This is a genomic window from Sphingomonas tagetis, from assembly GCF_024211275.1.
GTDB classification, from domain to species: Bacteria; Pseudomonadota; Alphaproteobacteria; order Sphingomonadales; family Sphingomonadaceae; genus Sphingomonas; species Sphingomonas tagetis.
In genome coordinates, this window is record NZ_JAMLDX010000010.1 from 1 (window position 1) to 20,227 (window position 20,227).

18 protein-coding genes and 1 pseudogene are annotated in these 20,227 nt (G+C 61.2%); 12 read left to right on the forward strand and 7 right to left on the reverse strand.

The annotated features are described in order from the left end of the window. A partial coding sequence (locus M9978_RS13310) for a hypothetical protein (protein WP_254293993.1) occupies window positions 1-329 on the forward strand: 329 nt, incomplete at its 5' end. A gap of 243 nt (window positions 330-572) precedes the next feature. Next, window positions 573-782, forward strand: coding sequence for a hypothetical protein (locus M9978_RS13315; RefSeq protein WP_254294248.1), 210 nt, complete (start codon window positions 573-575; stop codon window positions 780-782). Here M9978_RS13315 and M9978_RS13320 read toward each other — a convergent pair. Beyond that, window positions 719-859 (reverse strand): annotated as a pseudogene (locus M9978_RS13320) (IS3 family transposase); the annotation flags it as partial. The gene M9978_RS13315 and the pseudogene M9978_RS13320 sit on opposite strands and share 64 nt — an antisense overlap. Before the next feature lie 294 nt (window positions 860-1,153). Here M9978_RS13320 and M9978_RS13325 point away from each other — a divergent pair. From M9978_RS13325 to M9978_RS13345, 5 genes are all read left to right on the forward strand, one after another. Further along, window positions 1,154-2,182: a Rieske 2Fe-2S domain-containing protein gene (locus M9978_RS13325; protein WP_254293995.1), complete on the forward strand. Its 1,029-nt coding sequence runs from the start codon at window positions 1,154-1,156 to the stop codon at window positions 2,180-2,182. A 768-nt stretch (window positions 2,183-2,950) separates the two neighbouring features. Further along, window positions 2,951-4,066 (forward strand): amidohydrolase family protein, encoded by a 1,116-nt coding sequence (locus M9978_RS13330; RefSeq protein ID WP_254293997.1) that lies wholly within the window; start codon window positions 2,951-2,953, stop codon window positions 4,064-4,066. Between the two features lie 68 nt (window positions 4,067-4,134). Next, entirely contained in the window at window positions 4,135-5,823 is a 1,689-nt protein-coding gene (locus tag M9978_RS13335; protein ID WP_254294000.1) for an N-acyl-D-amino-acid deacylase family protein, read from the forward strand. Window positions 5,824-5,833: 10 nt separating this feature from the next. After that, complete coding sequence (locus M9978_RS13340; RefSeq protein WP_254294002.1) at window positions 5,834-5,983, forward strand: hypothetical protein; 150 nt, start codon at window positions 5,834-5,836, stop codon at window positions 5,981-5,983. Next, complete coding sequence (locus tag M9978_RS13345; protein ID WP_302054001.1) at window positions 5,961-6,338, forward strand: 2Fe-2S iron-sulfur cluster-binding protein; 378 nt, start codon at window positions 5,961-5,963, stop codon at window positions 6,336-6,338. Before M9978_RS13340 ends, M9978_RS13345 begins: the two co-directional genes overlap by 23 nt. A gap of 660 nt (window positions 6,339-6,998) precedes the next feature. On the opposite strand, the gene M9978_RS13350 is transcribed toward M9978_RS13345, so the two are convergent. From M9978_RS13350 to M9978_RS13360, 3 genes are read right to left on the reverse strand one after another with little or no spacing between them, the layout of a single operon-like run. Further along, complete coding sequence (locus tag M9978_RS13350) at window positions 6,999-8,249, reverse strand: MFS transporter (protein ID WP_254294004.1); 1,251 nt, start codon at window positions 8,247-8,249, stop codon at window positions 6,999-7,001. A 51-nt stretch (window positions 8,250-8,300) separates the two neighbouring features. Next, window positions 8,301-9,914 carry a gamma-glutamyltransferase family protein gene (locus M9978_RS13355; RefSeq protein WP_254294006.1) on the reverse strand — a complete coding sequence of 538 codons (1,614 nt, stop codon included), beginning with the start codon at window positions 9,912-9,914 and terminating at the stop codon, window positions 8,301-8,303. A 7-nt stretch (window positions 9,915-9,921) separates the two neighbouring features. After that, the gene (locus M9978_RS13360) at window positions 9,922-10,467 is read right to left on the reverse strand and encodes a VOC family protein (protein ID WP_367305106.1); all 546 of its coding nucleotides are present in this window, start codon (window positions 10,465-10,467) and stop codon (window positions 9,922-9,924) included. Window positions 10,468-11,029: 562 nt separating this feature from the next. Here M9978_RS13360 and M9978_RS13365 point away from each other — a divergent pair. From M9978_RS13365 to M9978_RS13375, 3 genes are all read left to right on the forward strand, one after another. Next, a complete protein-coding gene (locus tag M9978_RS13365; protein ID WP_254294010.1) occupies window positions 11,030-12,214 on the forward strand; it encodes an FAD-dependent monooxygenase in 1,185 nt (394 codons plus the stop codon). Then, entirely contained in the window at window positions 12,201-12,707 is a 507-nt protein-coding gene (locus M9978_RS13370; protein WP_254294012.1) for a hypothetical protein, read from the forward strand. The genes M9978_RS13365 and M9978_RS13370 overlap by 14 nt, the downstream gene beginning before the upstream one ends. Window positions 12,708-12,793: 86 nt before the next feature. Then, window positions 12,794-15,160: a TonB-dependent receptor gene (locus M9978_RS13375; RefSeq protein WP_254294014.1), complete on the forward strand. Its 2,367-nt coding sequence runs from the start codon at window positions 12,794-12,796 to the stop codon at window positions 15,158-15,160. Between the two features lie 252 nt (window positions 15,161-15,412). On the opposite strand, the gene M9978_RS13380 is transcribed toward M9978_RS13375, so the two are convergent. Then, entirely contained in the window at window positions 15,413-16,570 is a 1,158-nt protein-coding gene (locus tag M9978_RS13380; RefSeq protein WP_254294016.1) for a phosphotransferase, read from the reverse strand. A gap of 66 nt (window positions 16,571-16,636) precedes the next feature. After that, window positions 16,637-17,503: a LysR substrate-binding domain-containing protein gene (locus M9978_RS13385; protein WP_254294018.1), complete on the reverse strand. Its 867-nt coding sequence runs from the start codon at window positions 17,501-17,503 to the stop codon at window positions 16,637-16,639. A gap of 80 nt (window positions 17,504-17,583) precedes the next feature. Here M9978_RS13385 and M9978_RS13390 point away from each other — a divergent pair, with 80 nt between their 5' ends. Next, window positions 17,584-18,600, forward strand: coding sequence for a bile acid:sodium symporter family protein (locus M9978_RS13390; protein ID WP_254294021.1), 1,017 nt, complete (start codon window positions 17,584-17,586; stop codon window positions 18,598-18,600). Window positions 18,601-18,654: 54 nt separating this feature from the next. Then, on the forward strand, window positions 18,655-19,539 hold the full coding sequence (locus tag M9978_RS13395; RefSeq protein ID WP_254294023.1) for a crotonase/enoyl-CoA hydratase family protein: 885 nt from the start codon (window positions 18,655-18,657) through the stop codon (window positions 19,537-19,539). A 51-nt stretch (window positions 19,540-19,590) separates the two neighbouring features. Here M9978_RS13395 and M9978_RS13400 read toward each other — a convergent pair whose 3' ends face one another. Beyond that, the gene (locus M9978_RS13400) at window positions 19,591-20,226 is read right to left on the reverse strand and encodes an RraA family protein (RefSeq protein ID WP_254294025.1); all 636 of its coding nucleotides are present in this window, start codon (window positions 20,224-20,226) and stop codon (window positions 19,591-19,593) included. Between the last annotated feature and the right edge of the window lies 1 nt (window position 20,227).

Consider the following 20,227-nt stretch of genomic DNA (forward strand, 5'->3'; position numbering starts at 1 on the left):
TGGAAGACCGACTTGGCCAGATCCAGTCCGACAACCGACACTTGCTCCATCTTCACTCTCCCTCTCCGACTTATCCGCAGAAAAATATCCCGCGGGGAGGAGAGCCGTCCACGACATCAATTGTGGACATCCCGTCCTATGGCATCGTCAACTTGCGGGTCATGTGGGCGTCGGAAGATAACAAGTACACGGCACAGGTGTTTGTGACCAACGCCCTGAACAAAGACTATTTTGTCAGAATGAACGACGCCATCTTCTCGTCAGGTGCGGTGATCGCGCAGATGGGCGAGCCACGACTGTGGGGCGTCAAGCTTGGCGCTGCATTCTAACGTGTAGCTTGGTTCGCACCCTTCGTCGTTTCCATGTCTGAAACGACGAAGGGTATGCGAGTTTATCGGTTGTTCGGTTGAGGACGCGTGGCCGAGTGAGTTCGGCCCCCGAAGGCCTATATACGGGATGCGGCGTATGGTGCCAGGAACACGGGATGCCCAGGCGTTGCGGGCGCATATCAGGCATCTCAAATATGCTGTAGCGGCCACAACTTGTGAAGAGAGCGTTGCCATGCTGCGGGGATGCTCAGCGAAGCTGAATTTGCTCTGCTGAACCGCGCCGGGTTTGCGGGAAGCTGGTTGGTTGAGTCATGCTGCCAGATCTATAGCGGCGGTGGCGGCATAATATCGGCCTTCGGCTTCGGCGGGCGGGATATTGCCGATGGGTTCGTCTGCACGCCACAGCCGATCTTCTCCGCGATCGACACGACCGCTGCCCAGCATGAGGCGTGATCCTTCTCGTGATCCAAAACCATCCGTACCGCGCGCTCGCGAACTTCCGGCGCATACTTGTTCGCCGTCTTGCTCATACAGGCTCCACCTTCTCCGGAGTTGAAGCCTCCGGCAAACCCGGCGCGGTTCAATTTGCATCCGCGCGATCGCCGCGGCGGTTCAGGCGGACGCCCATAATCACATATATAGATTCGGTCGTTCGGAAGTTCCGCACGCTTGCGGAGATCGAGGAATATCGCAAGGAAGAACCGAATGATGACGTTTCGCCGCCAAAGCAAATGGCGAGCCCCTTCACCGGCGCATGAAGTGGATGCTGCGACGGGGTTCGCCGCGAGCCCGGCCGCGCGGTGCGAATGTACAGGAGATCGGTGATGGACGTGACACGCAGCGCAACGCCCGAAGCGCGACGGCGGGCAATTTTATCTGACTTGGGGCCAGGCGCTCATCAGTGCTGGTACCCGATCGCACTGTCGAGCGACGTGCCCAAGGGAAAAGCCATTGGCGTCGATTTAGCGGACGGCCGTGTTGTCATTTATCGAGGCGAGGATGAAGTCGTCCGGGTGATGTCCGCGTTTTGCAAGCATATGGGCGCTGACCTCAGCGTGGGCGGCGACGTTATCGGCAATAATATTCGTTGCCCCTACCACCATTGGGAGTTTGGCGAGGGCGGCAAGTGCAAAAAGATTGCGTCCGGCGATCCGATTCCAAAAGGATCGAGCTTGGCGAATCTTCCGACGGAAGAGCGCCTGGGACTGATCTGGGCGTTCCTGGGAGAAGCGCCGCTTTACGATCTGCCCACCTTCGAGGAGTTCGATGATAAGAAGCACGCGTATCGGGCATTCGAAATCGAACTCGACGCAAAGTTGAACATCGAGCCTTGGATGTTTGCAACCAACGTCTTCGACGTTGTTCACAATCGCGTGGTTCACGGTTTGACATTTGCCGATCCTGTTGTCGAGGAAGTCAGCCCTTATCTGCGACGAATGAGCTGGGACGCGGAGCACACAGGTGAGAAGCAAGAAGGCGCGTGGCGTCCCGACATCGAGGTCAACGGCGTTAACGGCATCACAACAAGGAGCGAAGTTGACGGCCGGCTCAAATGGTACGTCGCCGTGATGACGCCATGCGGCAGCCTGGGAACGAGGGTATTCTTTTCGATCGTCACCACGAAAGACGAAAAATCCGAAGAATATCTCGATACCTGGCAGGCGATGCATAACAGATTTGTCAACGAGGATCTTCCGATCCTGAACGGTTTGAGATTTGGCGACATGCATTTGGTGAACGCCGATCGCGCCATGGCGCGTTTTATGAGCGCGGTCCGGAAATACCCCCGTACAACGTTGGACGCACTTGAGACTGCGGCCAACGTGGCAGAGCGCAAGGCGGCAAATGCTTAGGTGTCGCGTCTCGAACCAGCCGCCGCGAAGGCCGCGCGCAACGCGCCGTGGGCGCCTTTGAAAAAATTAGGGTAAGCCGTCACGGCTAGGAATCGTCGACATTTAAGGTCAATCAGCTTGAACCTTAAAGAGGAAACAATGTCGACGAATTGCGGGCTGCTTACAGAACTGAGGCGACGCGATAACTCATGAGCTCGAAGATCATTTCCCGGCACGCTTCGAGGACGTCTAGCAGAAGAACATTCGGCTCGTCGTCCAAGAACATGGAGCGGAGAAGCCGACCTTTGTTCGCATAAGCACGGTGAACTCGCCGGAGTTCCGCGATGATTTAGAGGCGATTGTTTGCAAGGATCTGCATGGCGTGACGCTGCCGAAGGTTCAGAAATACCGCGCTTCGGCGCGGAGCTCATGATGAGCAGCGTCGATCACTTTTAGCTGCAGCTGCTGTCGCGCGCTCCATGGCCGCCGACTTCGATCGGTGTAGCTGTCGTTCTGACGCTCCCGTGTAGCATCCGGCCCACAGTGCATCTGTCTATTACGGGCTGAATAAATGCACCATCAAATCGCGGGACTAAATAGAAAATGTCCCAGGCGATCGAAACCCTGAATGACGTCGCGGGCTGAGACTGGGCACCGGCAACGTCGCGCTAAATCAGATGCGTGATGATTCAAGTTGAGCCGGGCTGACGGCTATCAAAGTCGGATCGCGTGATCTACTCGATTTGCTCAAGCGCTGCGGAATACGCGGTTTGTGGTTGGAGGGTTTCGATGACGGATGGCTGGCGGATTATTTCGAGCGATTCGCACGTGGTGGAGCATTGCGATCTCTGGCAGGAGCGGGTGGCCAAGCAGTACAAGGACCGGGCGCCGAGGCTGGTTCGCGAAGCGGACACCGACCGGCTGGTCTGCGAAGAAATTGCGATGCCGCCGATCGGCTTCATGGCCGGCGCCTACCGCAGCAACAAGGATGTGAAGCGCGAGGGTCGCTGGGAAACCGACGTGCCGTCCGCTGGATACGACCCGGACGCGCGCCTCAAGGAGATCGATAAGGACGGGGTCTATGGCGAGGTTCTGTACCCGACTCTGGGCCTTATCTTCTTCACGCTCGACGACCTTGACTTCAAGTGGGCGCTGTTTCGCGCTTACAACGACTGGATCGCTGAGTTCTGCGCAGCGCATCCCAATCGGTACAAGGGCATTGCTCTCATCGCTCACGACGATGTCGAATTGGCTACTCAGGAAATCCGGCGCGTTCACAAGCTCGGCCTCTCGGGCTTCATGCTTGCGACGGTGCAGGGTGAAGCCTATCAGCCCTATTCCTCCAAAATATACTACCCGATGTGGCAGGCCGCCGTTGAGTGCAATATGCCCGCGCACTTCCACTCGGCAACGTCGCGTGACAAGCGGAACTCGTTCAACAACGCGAAGGGGCGTGACCCGATTTGGTCCTTGCTGCGCAACGACCGCATCCAGCGTCCGCTTCTGGGGATGCTGATGGGCGGTACGTTCGATGCGTTCCCGGACCTGATCTTCGTCTCGGCAGAGAATGAGGTAAGCTGGGCGCCTTTGATGCTGGAAAGCGCCGACTTCGAGTTCCACCGGCATCGTGGGATCGAATATCAGGGCTTCGATGCCCGCAGCGATCATCCGCCGAGCTACTATTGGGAGCGCAACGTGAAGGCGGCGTTCATGCGTGATCACGTCGTTGCCCGCTTCCACGATATGATCGGCACGGAAACGCTGATGTTCCAGACCGACTTCCCGCACAGCGTCAGCACTTTCCCGAACACGCAGGCTTTTGTCCAAAAGCTGCTCGCCGGCGTCGATCCGGTGGCTCGGGACAAGATGCTCTATCAGAACGCAGCGACGCTCTACGGGTTCTGAGCTGGCGGCAATATCGGCCAACGCATGCCCCTGATGGCTGTGACAAACGAATGGGAACAGGGTAGAGGATGTACGACCTCATCATTCGCGGCGGGACGGTGATCGATGGCTCGGGGCAGCCTGGCTATCGGGGCGACGTTGCAATTCAGGACGGGCGCATCGCCGCGATCGGCGATGTCTCGGGCCTTGCCACACGAGAGATCGATGCCGACGGGCAGGTCGTCACACCTGGTTTCATCGACGGGCACACGCATCTCGACGCACAGATGCATTGGGATGCGCTGGGATCGTCGTCCTGCTGGCAGGGCATCACGACGGCGGTGATGGGCAATTGCGGGTTCACGCTGGCGCCGAGTTCCAAGGCGCGGCGCGGCCTGGTCGTCCGCAATCTCGAGCGTGCCGAGGACATCTCTGGCGCGGCGATGGAAGCGGGGATCGACTGGCGCTGGACGACGTTTCGCGAATATCTCGATGTCGTCGATGCCTTGCCCAAGGGCATCAACTACGCCGCCCAGATCGGTCATTCGGCGCTGCGCACCTTCGTCATGGGCGAGGACGCGTTCGAGCGAACGTCGAACGACGACGAGCTCGCGCTCATGCGGCGTGAGCTGGAGGACGCGCTGTCGGCCGGCGCGATCGGCTTTACGACCTCGCGCGGGGAGGGGCATCTGACCTCTGACGACCGCCCGGTGGCGTCGCGCCTGGCCGATTGGAGCGAGGTCCGCAGCCTCGTAATGGCGATGGGCAAGTTCGGGCGGCGGATGTTCGAACTCGCCCCGCCCAGCGCGTCGCGCTTTGGCGACATCGAGGTTCGCCGCCGCTTCCACGAGGAATTGCTGCAGCTTTCGGTGGCGAGCGGGGCGACGATTACCTGGGGCCTGATCCCGTTGCCCGACGTGACGGCGGAGGAATTGCCGCTGCTCGACCGCGCGGCGGCGGCGGGCGGCAAGCTGATCGGCCAGTCGCACAGCCGGGGCATCTACCTGCTCTGGTCGTTCCAGACGCAAACGCCATATGACTGGATTCCCGAGTGGAAGAAGGTCCGCTCGCTGCCGATCGAGCAGCAGCTTCAGGCGCTGAAGGACCCGCAGGTTCGCGCGACCCTCGTCAATTCGGCGAAACATGCCGTGTTCCCGGTCTCCGCCGCCGCGGACATCCCCAAGCCGCCGGATTTCGAGCAGATGGTGGTGTGGCAGAACGCGCTGCCGCCCAACCCGACGATGCACGACATGGCGGCGCAGCGCGGTGTAGATCCGATCGAGCTGTTCATCGATCTCGCCGTGGAAACCAATCTGGAGCAATATTTCTACCAGCCCGGCTTGCGCTGGGACGAAAAGGCGCTGATCGATGCGATGCGCCACCCGCATTGCGTGATGACCTTCTCCGACGCCGGGGCGCACGTCACGCAGCAGGAATGCTCGCTGCAGACCTATCTGCTGTCGCACTGGGTGCGCCAGCGGCAGGAATTCTCGCTCGAGGAAGCCGTGCGCATGGTCACGCTGGCGCCGGCCAAGGCGTGGGGCTTCACCGACCGCGGGTTGCTGCGCGAGGGCATGGCGGCGGACATCAACATCTTCGATCCCGAACGCATCACGCCGACGCTGCCCGTGCTGCTCCACGATCTGCCGACCGGGGCGCCGCGGCTCGAATCGCGCGCCGACGGCATCCTCGCGACGATCGTTGGCGGGCAGGTGACGATCGAGCGCGGGGAACATAGCGGGGCACTGCCCGGCAAGCTGCTGCGCCGTCAGGCGTGAAAGGGATCTCATGAAACAGCTTTCGGGCAAGGTCGCGGTGATCACCGGCGCGGGCAGCGGCATCGGTGCCGGCATGGCCCGCGCGTTCGCGGCCGCCGGCATGCAATGCCCTGACGCCCACAAGAACCGATCGCAAGATGCTGGCCCGTTCTTCGGCTGACGCGGCTCCGATACAAGCAGAGAATCGCGACATGGCAAGAATTACGTTCGTTGAATCCGATGGAACCGAGCATCAGATCGAGGCCGATGACGGCTACACCGTCATGGAAGTGGCGCGGGACAATGACGTGCCCGGCATCGAAGCGGAGTGCGGCGGTGCGGGAGCGTGCGCAACCTGCCATATCTATGTCGACCTGGCCTGGACCGCGGTGGCGGGCGAGGCCGGACCGACTGAGCGCGAATTGCTTGAGATGGTTGAGGACCGCCGCGCTGAAAGCCGGCTGAGTTGTCAAATCAATATCCGCTCCGAGCTTGACGGGCTGATTGTAAGATTGCCCGAAGTGCAGGGCTTTTGACCAGGCGAGAAAATCTCCTTCAAATTCGATCGACGGGCGCCGTCCGATATTAGTGGAAGTGCAAGGCGCTGACTGAACTTGCCAGGCTGACAGCGGGGCATCGTGCCAGCTGCTCCGATCGCGATTGTGCGCTGCACGCCAACAGCTTTACCGACGACATAGGCATGGTTCACCCGAGCGGCCCAAGCCGAAGGACCACAGTTCGAGCCGTTGATGGCCGAGCTTGGGTCGTCACAGCATCATCGTACTTCCGGTGGATGTAGCTTGGAAGGCTGGCGCCCTTCAAGCGGGCCGCAGGGTGGAAACCGCGTCTGTCAGTGGGCGTACAATTCTCCGCAATAGTGGGCTTTGAAAATTCCCTGGTGGCTGATCAGCCCAGCCAATTTTGCCGGGGCTAGCCCCGACAAAATTGGCTTCGCCGACATCCATGCCGTCCCCGTGTTGCGGGGAGGCGGTGTCGATGGTCCGACTTGGAGACTGCCGATGATCCTGAAGCTACACCGACCGGGTGTTCCGGTCGCTGCCATGGCTGTTCATCGCATCAACTCAACTCTTCGTGCGCCGCATCAAGGGGATAATGTAATCACAGCGAATAATTATGAATCAGACTCTTGAGGTACCGCGAGCCACATCTCTCGGTTTACACGAACCGACAGCCGCTCAGACCTTCGCCAAATGGTGACCGACCAACAGGTAGTGTACTGCGCCCCAGAGCTTAAAGAGCGACAGAATGAGAAGCGCAACCTTCAGAGAATCCGCGCCATAATAGGGCTGGAACAGATCGCTGAACAAGCCGCAGACGAACGCGCCAGAGGCCATGCCGACGCCGCTGATGGCGAACATCGTCACCGCTGCGGCGAAGCTGCGCGCGCTTGGATCCACGGCGGACTGAATCGTCGAGTACGTGGGGGCGAGGTAGAATGCCACCAGGAAAATGCTGATCCCCGTCAGGACGATGAACAGCGGATAGTTGCTCGTTAGCAGCGAGCCGATTTGGGCGATCATGGCGATGACGAAGGCAATGGCGAGCACATTGTACGAACTCCGCGGACCGCGCTTCGCCAGCCATCCACCAATGAAGCCGCCCCCCAAAATGCCCAATATCGCTACGCCGCCGGCAATTGCGCCAAAGGATGCCCCGGTCTCGGTCGCGTTGAGGCCGAACGTACGCATCACATAGGCCGGTCCCCAGCTGCCCAGCGCGCCCGAGCTGATCCCAAGGACCGCACCGCCGATCATCAGGTTACGAATTGGTTTGTTGGCGAGCAGGCTCCGAAAATTCCCCTTGGGCAGTTCGCGCGTGCCGCTCGCTTGCTCACGCACAGGCTCGCGGACGGTGGTGAGCACCAGTGCGCACATCACCACGCCGGTGCCGCCTACCATGAAAAGCGTCATGCGCCAGCCCAGCTGGTCGTTGAGGTAGCCGCCGAGCGATAGTGCGAGGAAGGTGCCGATCGCGAGTCCCAGTGAATAGATGGCAATCGCTTTGGGTCGCGAGCCCTTATCGGTGTAATCCGCGATAATCGAGTGGGCGGCCGGTGTCAGCGCAGCCTCGCCCACCGCGACACCAATGCGACTGATCAGCAATGTCTTCATGCCCAGCGCAAAACCACCGACGGCAGTCAGCGCGCTCCAGAAAGCGATCGCACCGCCGATGACGTGAACCCGGACGCCGCGATCCGAAAGTTTGGAGATCGGGATCGCGCTCACCGCATAAGTGAGTGAAAATGCCGGTCCGGTGATCAGTCCAATCTGCGTATCGCTCAACAACAGGTCGCGCTTGAGCGATTCAACCAGGATGAAAAGAACCTTGGAGTCCATCGCGGCGAGCGTCTGACAGAGCATCAGCACCCCCACGACATACCAGCCATAAAGCCTGCTGTGGGCGCGTGCGGGCGTGTCGATTGTCACGTTATCGAACCCTTCGATATGAGGAGCGTAAATTTGCAGAAATTGGTGATCTCAGCGTGCAAGGGCCTGACCGTCCTTGCGCGGATCGGAGCCGGCGACATAGCCATCCGCCGTCTTGAGGATGATTTGCGCGCCGCCGAACGAGAAGGTGGCATCCAGCTCTTCAGACACGACCTCGTGCCCGCGCGCCTTCAAATATTCGATCAGGGCCGGATCGGTTCCAGGCTCGATACCCACCCTGCGACCCGTGTCGATCCGCCAGCGCGGCGCATCGGCGGCCGCCTGCGGGTTCTGGCCATAGCCAAGAATGCGCAGCGCGATCTGCAAATGCGCCTGCGCCTGGATCGGCCCGCCCATCACGCCGAACGCCATCAACGGATTGCCATCAAGGTCCGTAGCGAAGCCCGGGATGATCGTGTGGAAGGGTAGTTTGCGCGGCGCGACCCGGTTCGCATGTCCCGGCTCGAGCGTGAAGCCGATGCCGCGATTGTGGAGCGCGATCCCGGTATCGGGAACGACCACGCCCGATCCAAAGCCCTTATAATTGGACTGAATGAACGACACCATCATGCCGTTCTCGTCGGCCGCCGCCAGACAGACCGTACCGCCCGGCCGCGGATCGCCATGACCGGGGTCGCGCGCACGATCAGGATCGATCAGCTTCGCACGCTCGCGGAGATAGGCGGGATCGAGCAATGCATCGGGCGCGAAGGGCATCGAGTCGACATCCGCCAGATGGCGGTAAATGTCAGCCAGCGCCAATTTCGTCGCCTCGATTGCGAGGTGCAGTTGCTGGGGATCGTCGGGCGACGATGGCTTCCAGCCCGCCGCGTCAAGGATGCCCAGACCGATCAGCGTGGCCAGTCCCTGATTGGCTGGCGGCAGTTCATGAACGATGCCATTGGCGAAGCGCTGGGAAATGGTTCCGACCCATTCCGCGCGATGCTCGGCGAGGTCGGCCAGGTTGAGTGCTGCCCCATGGGCCTGGGCATCGGCTACGATGCGTTCGGCGAGCGCTCCGCGATAGAAACTCTCGCCGCGTGTTGCGACGATCGACTCCAGCGTCGCGGCATGGGCCGGGGACCGAAACAGCTCACCAGCGCGCGGCGCTCGGCCGCCGGGCAGGAAACATTGCGCGAATCCGGGCTGATCCTTCAGCGTCTGGCCACCTAGCGCCCAAAGCCTGGCAATCGTCGGCGTAACATGAAACCCCTCGCGGGCATGGCGGATAGCGGGTTCCGCGATGGTTTCGATGGGTAGCGAGCCGAAGCGTTCCCACAGGGCGATCCAACTCGACACGACGCCAGGTACGGTAACCGAAGCCCAGCCGCGTTCCGGTACCGCGTCCAACCCCTGGAAGTACTCCGGCGTCCAGGCTGCGGGCGATCGGCCCGATCCGTTGAGGCCATGCAGTTCCTTTCCATCCCAAAGAATGGCGAAGCCATCACCGCCAATCCCGCATCCGGTGGGTTCGACAACGGTGAGCGCCATCGCTGCGGCAACGATCGCATCGACCGCATTGCCGCCCTTGGCAAGCATGTCCATGCCGGCAATCGAGGCAAGATGATGCGAGGTGGCGATGGCGGCGTGGCCCATCGCCGGCACGCGCCGCGATGGATAGGGCTGGGAAAAGTCGATCGGCGGCAAGCTCAAGCCATGAGTCATGTCCGGGTCAGCTCAACAGCGCCGGATCGACGCGCTCAGCAAAGATCATCTCGATCTTGACGCCATTGGGATCGAAGAAGTGAACTTGCGTATCGGCCGTATCGGCGACAGGTGCCGCCTTGAATTCGACCGCACGGCTGCGGAGATGATCCAGGAAAGCAAGCAGCCCGGTGCCCCGGAAGGCGAAATGATTGAAGGCGCCGGTCGGACCTTTTTCAGGCGCGCGATCAATGATGTGCAGGATCGGATAGTCGCCGCCGTCTGCATAGAGCCATGCGCCGGGTACCTTGACGCCGTTCGCCTCAAGCGGGGGGCGGTGGCCAGGCCGAAGAGCGAGTATGTCGCCGTAAAAGGCGATCGTGTCGTCCATGCACCCGCTCGATAGCGTCACATGGTCCAATCGAAGCGGCGGCATTTTCTCTCCCCACCCGGAAATGTGATACCAAGATAAGATACTTGAACGAATCTTATCGTCAAGTGGGGACGTGGAGATGAGGCGGCATGGGCGGGGGTGGCGGCACGCGCGGGCGCATGCGCACCGACAGGTCGGCATATCATTCACACGTATGTGATGAATCGAGACTTGCTTTGCGGAACATGCTTACGCAAGCACGCTTCGTCCTCGCTCGGGATCGCAGGGTGCGAAGGTATTTTTGTCGCCACAAGCGCGAGGAAGAATGTCGCTTTCGTCCGGGATCGTAAGGGGCTTGCGTTAGAGATGACGTTTGAACGCTGCCAACGCGAGTTCACCGCTGTTGGGCCAGCGCGCGCGATGACCGGCCGGCTGGTCCGCGCCTGCAATGCCACGCCTTCAATCGTAAAGGCCGAATAGCCGCTCCGGAGCAGCTATGCCCAGACGGCGTCAAGCAATGCGCCTTCCAGCTCGGCACCCCGCCGTCGCGTTTTCACGAGCAACTCTTCCGCTTCGTTGCCATCCACGACCACTTTAAGATTCATTTATGCATCCTAGTTGACGAAAAAAATAAGATGCACTAGCACCCCTTATAGCAAGGATAGCGCTCCTAGGTGAAGGGCAAGCTTCGCCGCGTAGACGTTTCTGTCGCGGATCGCTGCGACTCGGTGGATCGGGGTAAGAAGTGACGTCAGCTCATGGTTTGAAAATTCTCATCTCAGGCGCGAGCATTGCCGGCCCGACGCTCGGCTATTGGCTGACCGAATATGGGTTCGACGTCGAGATCGTGGAGCGCTCGTCCGAAGTGCGCGGCGGCGGCTATCCGATCGATCTTCGCGGCTCGGCGATGGATGTCGCCGAACGGATGGGAATGACAGCATCGCTGCGCGACGCGCATCTCGATATCCGCAAACTGACGTTGGTCGATCGCGACGGAGAGACGATCCTCGCCGTAAACCCAGAGCAATTCAGCGGCGGGACCCAGGGGCACGATGTCGAGGTGCCGCGCGGCGATCTCGCCAGGCTGCTCTATGAGCGAACCCGCGACCGCTGCGCCTACCGTTTCAACGACTATGTGACCGCGCTGGACGATCGGGGCGACTCGGTCGACGTCGAATTCAAGTCCGGACGGCGTGAGCGGTACGACTATGTGCTGGGCGCGGACGGGCTGCATTCGGCGACACGCGGCTTCATCTTCGGGCCGGAAGACCCTTTCATCCGCCATCTCGGCTATTTCTTCGTCGGCTTCACCATGCCCAACGTCTTTGGGATGGCGCGCGAGCAGCGAGTATTTTCGACCGCCGGGCGCATGGCGGGCATCAGCAGCGTCCGCAGTGACGATCGCGTGACCGCCCTGCTAACGATGGCGCTAGACGAAATGCCGGTGGCCGCGGAGCGCAACGCCGATGTCCAGCGCGATCGGTTCAAGGCGCTGTTCGGGCAGGATGGCTGGCATATCCCGCAGCTGCTCGAAGGACTCGATCGCGGTGACGATCTGTATTTTGACACGGTCAGCCAGATCCGCATGCCGGGCTGGTCGAAGGGCCGCATCGCCTTGGCGGGAGATGCGGCGCATGGCCCGTCGTTCGTGACGGGGCAGGGGTCCAGCCTGGCGCTGGCCGGTGCCTATGTCCTCGCCGGAGAACTGGCGAGCCATGCCGGCGATCCGGCTGCCGCCTTCGCCAGTTACGAACGCGAATTCCGCCCCTTTGCCGAGGCGAACCAGAACATCGCCGGCAAGCGCTGGCAGTTCATCCCGGACGATGCGGAAACCGAGCGCATGCGCAACGAGCACCTGCGTGCGAACGGACTGCCGGCGGCGTCCGGCGAAGCGAAGCGGGCGATTCACACCGCACTTAAGATCAAGGACTATCATGCTGACAGCTGACCATCCCAATGCCCTCTGGCTACGCGAGGTGTACGGGGTCGACCTGCAACCCGACCCGGCGGATGCCGGCCTGACTCAAGAGGAACGGGACCGCCGGCACGCCGAGCATGTCGCTAAATCTATGGCGCGGATGTCGCCCGATCTGATCATCCATACCGGCGGCGTGAAGCTGGCGGTGACCGCCGACATGGCGTTCATGAAGGCCTATGGCCGCCGCCGCGCGTCGCTGAGCGATAGCGGCGATGTCTCCATCATCGCGATCAACCAGGTCCTTGCCGACGATACCTATGGCATCCTGCACTTCCGTTCGCGCACGAAGCGCGGTGACCATGTCTGGGAACGGGTGGGGATGGGCGCGTGGCGCTTTGAGGACGGCATGGCCGTCGAACATTGGGAACTGTCCAACGGGCCCAAATGGGACGCCTATTATCTGGAGGGCGATCCAGACTTCAACGGTGATGCAATAGAGTATTGGACGAGGGGGCAGAGGTAACGCCAACTCTAATTATTAAATCGTTGATGTGAGTCAGGATCAAATAGATTCTCTTGAAGTATAAAACAGCATGCGGGGAGATTGACATGGTAACGAATTACTTGAAGTTGCGCTCGCGCAAGGCGTTGGTGACTATATTGCTGGGTTCGTCGATTTTAGTAGGCGGGCAGGCTTTCGCTCAGGATGGCGGCGCGAAGAGCGCTGAGAGTGCCGAGGACGAGATCTTCGTGACCGCGCAGCGCCGCGAACAGGCGGTGATCGACGTGCCGATCGCGGTCAGCGTGGTGGACGCCGAGAAGGTTGAGGATCTCAACCTTTCGACCTTCACCTCGATCGCACAGCAGACGCCGAACTTCAACGTGACCTTCACTCGCGGCGGCAACGCCGCCCCGAATCTGAGCATCCGCGGCATCCGCGGCGACGGTTCAACCGCGCGCGTCAACGAAAGCTCGGTTGCGGTCTATGTCGACGACATTTATCTGGGCGACGAGAACAGCCTGACCGGCCATATGTTCGATGTGGATCGCGTCGAAGTGCTGCGCGGCCCGCAGGGCACGCTGTTCGGGCGCAACACGACCGGCGGTCTCGTCCAGTTCGTATCCGCCAACCCCACGGCCGAATACACCCAGAAGGCAAGCATCCTCTATGGATCGGACAATTGGGTGGCGATCAACGGCGCCGTCAGCGGGCCGATCACCGACAACATCCGCACGCGTATCGCCGGACAGTTCGAAACGCATAGCGGCCATTACACCAATCGCGCCACGCTGCCCGGCGCGCTCCGCAAGCTCGGTGGCAAGGAAGCCTGGAGCCTGCGCAGCACGACCGACTTCGACATCGGTGAAGCAACGAAGCTGCGCGTGCAGGTGACGCAATCGCGCAACCGGTCGGAATCGACCCCGAACTACGGCTTGGGTATGTACCAGAATCTCACGGGTGCGCCGGTGCTGTGCTCGCGTACCCAGATCCTGGCCGCGCAGTGTTACGACAATCTCGTCCGCGCTGGCCAGCCGGCGCAGAACGGCATCCGGCCGGGTGACGCTATCACCGAACTCACCCGCGACGAGCTGGCGATCCGCCAGGACCTGACGTCGGCCACGGTCAAGTTCGAGACCGATCTCGGCTTCGGTTCGCTGATCAACATCGCCAACTACACCAAGTTCAAGTCGCGCATCGGCGTGGACGGCGACGGCAGCACGACGCCGAGCACGCTGGGCCAGCGCGTGTTCGTGGAGCTGCGCAACGCCACCGAACAGTTCAGCAACGAACTGAGGCTGCAGGGCGAGACGGATACGGTGAACTGGGTCGGCGGTCTGTTCTATTATCAGGACACCAAGACGGCCAGCCCGATCACCAACGTGCGTAACAATACGAATGGGCTGATACAGCGTTCGCCTGCCGATGCGCGCGTCGATACGACCTCCGGCGCGGTGTTCGGGCAGATCGACTGGAAGGTGGTCGATCAGCTCACGCTCTCGGCCGGCGCGCGCTACACCGTCGAGAATCGCGAGCTGTTGCGCGCGACGCTCGGCGGAATCACGAACGCTTTAGGCACGGGCCCGGTGATCGACGTCCGTGCTGCCGTCCCCGAGACCGACCCGGTCACCCGCGACGTGACGGGCCGGGCGAGCCTGACCTGGGAGCCGACGCCCGATAACAGCCTCTATGCGAGTTACTCGCGCGGTGCGAAGAGCGTCAGCTATAGCGTGTTCTATAGCAGCGGCACCGCGGCTTCGAACGCATTGCAAACCGGTCCGGTCGGCCAGGAGCATATCGACGCGTTCGAAATCGGCAGCAAGAACCGGTTCCTCGATCGTACCTTGTCGCTCAACCTTGCCGGCTTCTACTACATCTTCGACGGCAAGCAGGAGCTGTTGGCGGTTGCGCAAACCACCCAAACTCCCAGCGGTCCGGTGACGACCACCAGCACCCGCTTCCTGAATGTCGGGCAAGTCGAGATCTATGGTGCCGAACTCGAGTTCAACTACAAGCCGAGTGAGCGTTGGGACTTCGGGGTGAGCGGCGGCCTGCTGCACAGCGAAATCACCAAGACGCCGCTCACGTTCAGCGGTCCGCGGCTCGGCTTGGTGGCGCTCCAGGGCCGGCCGCTGCCGCAGACGCCGAAGTGGAATGTAAGCGGGACCTTCGCGCATCACGTCCCGACCGCGAGCATGGGCACCTTCACGCTTCAGGCCGAAGGGCGCGCGCAGGCGGAGCAGAATTTCGGCCTGTCGAACGATCCGCTCGCTCGGGTGCCGTCTTATGGTCTGGTCAACTTCCGCGTCATGTGGGAGTCGGACGACAAGATGTTCAACGCGCAGGTGTTCGTCACCAATGCGTTCAACAAGCTCTACTTCGCGAGCATCAGCGACGTGAATTCGGCGGCTGGCGCGTTCATCACCCAGGTGGGTGAGCCGCGCCTGTGGGGCGTCAAGTTCGGCGCTGCGTTCTGATCAACGGCCAACTCCGTACCCCCTTCCTCGTGCCGGCACCGAGAAGCAACGAAGGGGGTACGGGTTGGCTCGTACGATGAGCGTTGGTCTTCACTAAAGTCGGGGATGCGCCCATGTCCTGCAAGTGTAGTGGATGCCGTGACCAGCGCATGCAAATCTGGCGTTCACTGGTCGAGCGGCTGACAAGCAGCAAGAACGCCGTCCCGACAGTGGGGTCCGCGCCGGTGGAATCGCTCGGTGAGCTTCGTCCGCTCAGACGTCAGTAAGCTTTGTTACGGCCCATAACACGCTCGCGGTAATCCTGGCGCATGCTGCATCGGATAAGTCGGTAGCCCTCATTAGCCTGAGACCGGTTGCGGCCACTGCGAATTGATAGCTTGCGAACGATTTCTCAAAGCCGAACAGGCGCCGGCCTGTTTTGCGGATACCGATTATCGCCACGGCATAGGGATTTGAACACATAGGTGGTTTGCCGAGCGCAATCAGCCGCTCGACCTCCCAAATGTCGTCGAACGTCGCATTTGACGGCGCGTTGATACGCACACTCATTTCCAGTGCTACAATATCTTGAAAGATATGCCCGCGACCGGTGCGCTGAAAATCGATTACGCCCGCAAACTTCCGGCGGCCGTCGAGCATGATATTGTCCGAGTTCAGATCGCCGTGAACGATACAGCTCGTATAGGTACGCGCATCGCGGCGAGCGAACAACAGCTCGCAGATAGCTGGAAAGTCGGCCTTGTGGATCCGATATCCTCGCGCGTTATGCTGCCCTCCGAAATATCGTGCGGCATGACCTAACAGTGTCGTCTCGGCCAAGATTGCTGAACGAGTATCCCCGAAATAGCGTGCAAGATAATATCGTGCCAAATCGCTTTCGGGCTGTATCTCGCTGGCGCTACGCCAGCGGTGCAAATGCTCGAAAAGGGGCAAGAGGATCAAGTCCAGCGCAACCAAGTCCCCCATAGCGAGGCGATCGGTCAGCGTTTCCGGCTTGTCGCCATCCCCGAGCAACGAGTAGCAAAGCGCAGCGCGATCACGCGCCGTAGCGAAACCATGCAGCTCGGGCCGGTAGCGGCTCGGCAAGAACGGGCGGACGAATTTCTCATAGTTCGCCTGTTCGGCGGTTCCGGCATCGAGCGGCGCAACCTTTACCACCGTTCGAGCTGGATAAAGCCTGCGCCCGTCAGTGGCCACGGGCGTGGCCTTGAAGACGAAGGAGCCACTGCGGCCGCCGTTGAGCGTATCGAGCATGATTGCCTCACCCGCGGAGTCGCCGATATCGGCATTGGCGTTTACGAGAACTAATCTGATGAGTTCAGAAACTTCCTGTGCTTCGCGGGCGGTTTCAAAAGGACGCCTGCCGGAAAAACGGAGGTCCGGTGCCGTCGAAGCGGATGTACGCGGCATGGTTGTTAATTCCCAATGTCGTCGCGTGCGACGACTTTGCTGCTGGGTATCTTGAGGCCTGCCATGTCAGACCCGGGCGCCAGTTCGGCGTAGTAGCGAACCGTTCTGTTTGATTGCATCGACCAGCGCGCGCGCCGGGTTTCGACGACCTTTCCCATTGGCCAGCACGACGAATTCGACGTCACCCAGCGGCGGCAGGTCGTTGGAAGCGATTTCGGTGAGGCCGGCCGGAACGAGCGAGCGCGCGTGCGGTGCGACGCCCAGGCCAGCAGCGAGCGCGGCATGGATGCCACTCTGGGTGCTGCTGGTGCAGACGACGTTCCAACTGCTGCCAATCGTTTCCAGCGCCGTCAGTGCCGCAACGCGGGTGATAGCGGGCGGTGCCAGGAGAATAAGCGGGATCGGCTGTGTCGGGTCCAGGGTGAAAGCGGGCGCGCTGATCCAGATCATCGGCTCTCGCCAGACCAGGTCGCCCTGCTGCTCACCTGGTCGGCGCTTGATAAAGGCTAGATCGAGTGCGCCTAACTCGAGCTTTTTCCGTACATTCTCGCTTAGCTCTACTGTCAACTCGAGGATGATGCGGGGATGCTCGGCGGTGAATCGTCGCAGAACCTCCGGCAGTCCAGCCAAGACCACATCCTCGGTCACGCCCAGGCGGATCGAGCCGGCGAGTTCGGTGTGAGCAAAATGGCGCAGGGCGCGGTCATTGGTATCCAGTATCGAGCGGGCAAACCCCATCATCGCTTCGCCGCCCGGCGTAAGCCGCACCGAATGCGTGTCGCGCACGAATAGCCGGGTGCCACAGGCGGCCTCCAGTTTGCGGACATGTTCGCTGACCGTCGACTGACGCCGGTTCAGGCTCGTTCCCGCGAGCGTAAAATTGAGCGTGCGCGCGACCGCGACAAAGCTCTGCAGCCAGATTGGGTCCAGCATTATACTTATTCCTAAATACGATAACAGTAACATCAGTTATCGGAATTTACAATGAAGCAATTCTGGACCAGCGAAGTGTCATGGCGAAGCTCTTCAAACTGTTCGATCCGTATATCGCGCTCATGCTGGTCATGATCGGATTGGCGGCGGTGGTACCGGTATATGGCAAGGGCGCAGCGGCGGCAGGGACGACCGCGGACGTCGCGATCGCCTTCCTGTTCTTTCTCTATGGCACGCGACTTTCGCCAAAGGCTGCCATTGCGGGCTTTGTCCAGTGGAAGCTGCAAATCGCGGTTTTGCTATGCACGTTCGCGCTGTTTCCGGTCCTCGGGGTTGGCATAAGTCACCTTATGGCCGGCTTCCTTCCGCATGCGCTTCTGGTCGGGGTGGTGGTCTTGTGCATGATGCCGTCGACGGTTCAGTCGTCGATTGCGTTCACATCGGTTGCGCGCGGCAATGTCGCGGCGGCACTATGCGCCGCATCGCTGTCGAACATCCTGGGCGTCTTTATCAGTCCGCTGCTGGTGGGCTGGATGTTTCAGACGAGTGGCGTCACGCTGTCTTTTGATGTTTTTCGCGATATCCTCCTGCAACTCCTGGCGCCCTTTCTGGCGGGACAGCTTGCGCGGCCGTGGATTGGTGAGTGGATCCAACGCCACAAGCAGATCCTGGGCTACGCCGATCGTGGTTCGATCCTGCTGATCATCTACGTCGCCTTTTCCAAGGGCATGGTCGATAATGTCTGGGGCGGGGTCCGTCCGATGGATCTTTTGATCCTGATCGTTGTCCTGACGCTGCTGCTGGCTTTCATCCTTGCGCTGACCCACTTCGTCGGACGGCGGGTGTTGTCGCTCCCGATCGAAGATAGCATTGTCTTGCAATTCTGCGGATCCAAGAAGTCGCTCGCCAGCGGCCTGCCCATCGCGAGCCTGCTGTTTCCAGGGCCACAGTTGAGCCTGATTCTGCTGCCGTTGATGCTGTTCCACCAGATCGAGCTGATCGTTTGCGCGGTGCTGGCCCGGCGCTATGGTGCGAAGGCAGATCGCCGCGCTGTATCCGATCCCGGTACGAACCCGGTGGCGGCTCCGGCAACTTGAAAATGCGCCGATACACTGGTCGGTTCAGTACCGGCAACGCGGGGGGCATGGGAAATGGCGTATAACACCATTCGGTATGATGTGGCTTCGGGCGTTGCGACGATCACCTTGTCCCGCCCCGCCAAATTGAACGCATATAATGCGGAAATGATGCGCGAGCTGATCCATGCGTTCGACGCCGTCGATGGCGATGACGATGTTCGCGTGGCCATCGTCACCGGCGACGGCAAGGCCTTCTGCGCGGGCGCGGACATCAGCGAGGGCGTCGACGGGTTCAAGGTCGGCTCAAGCAACGAATTGCCGCTGCCCGATGGGCGTATCGATTATGGCTCCGACACAATCCGCGACGGCGGCGGGCGTATGACCCTGCGCATCTTCGAGATGAAGAAGCCGATCATCGGCGCGGTCAATGGGCCGGCGATCGGGATCGGCGCAACGATGCTGTTGCCGATGGATATTAGGCTGGCGAGCGACACCGCGCGCTTCGGCTTCGTCTTCGCGCGGCGGGGGATCGTGCCGGAGGGGGCGTCTTCCTATTTCCTGCCGCGCATCGTCGGCATTGGACGGGCACTGGAGTGGTGCTGCACGGGTCGGATCTTCGATGCGCAGGAAGCGCTGAACGGCGGGCTCATATCCCGGCTGTATCCGGGGGAGCAACTGTTGGCCGCGGCTCACTCGCTGGCTCGCGAGATCGCCGACAACACCGCACCGGTATCGGTCGCACTCACCCGGCAGATGTTGTGGCGCGGACTCGGCATGACGCATCCGATGGAAGCGCACCGTATTGAGAGCCGCGGCGTCTTCTCTCGCAGCGGCAGTGCCGACGGGGTGGAGGGTGTCGCGTCGTTCCTTGAAAAGCGCGCCGCCCATTTCCCCGACCTGGTCACGCGCGACATGCCCGACTACTTCCCCTGGTGGGAAGACGAACCCTACCGTTGATCCAGGCGGCGGCGGGCGCCACACCGGCCGGGCCGCAATCTCCCTTCGCCGCTACGACTTCGTCCCATAGGCTCCGGTGTAGCTTCCGTCGCGGATGCTGCGCAGGATCTCCGCTTCCCGGGCCTCCTGCGCATGCACGGCCTTGAGCAAGTCCGCCGCGATGGCTTGCGGAAACGCGACGACGCCATCGTCATCGCCCACGACGATGTCGCCGGGCGCAACGATCATGCCGCCGATCGCCACGCTGACGTTGATCTCACCGGGGCCATTCTTGAACGGCCCGCGATGAATGGCGGCGCGTGCGAAGCACGGGAATCCGGACTGTACAAAGGCATTGCGGTCCCGGATCGCGCCGTTGATGACGAAGCCTGCCGCGCCGCGAACCTGAGCGATCGTCATCATGATCTCTCCGACCAGCGCACGGCTGATTTCTCCGTCGCCATCCACGACGACGATATCCCCCGGCTTTATCAAATCCAGCGCCTTGTGGATCGCCAGATTGTCACCGGCCGCAACGCGGACCGTGAGCGCGGGTCCGGCCATGACGCCATCGACGACATGAAACGGCACGATGCCGATCGCACCGGGTAACCGGTCGAGATTATCGCTGATGATTGCCGTCGAACTGCGCTTGTACGCGGCGACAAGGCTTTCAAGCGTGCCAGCGGCGGCGGTGGCATTATCCATT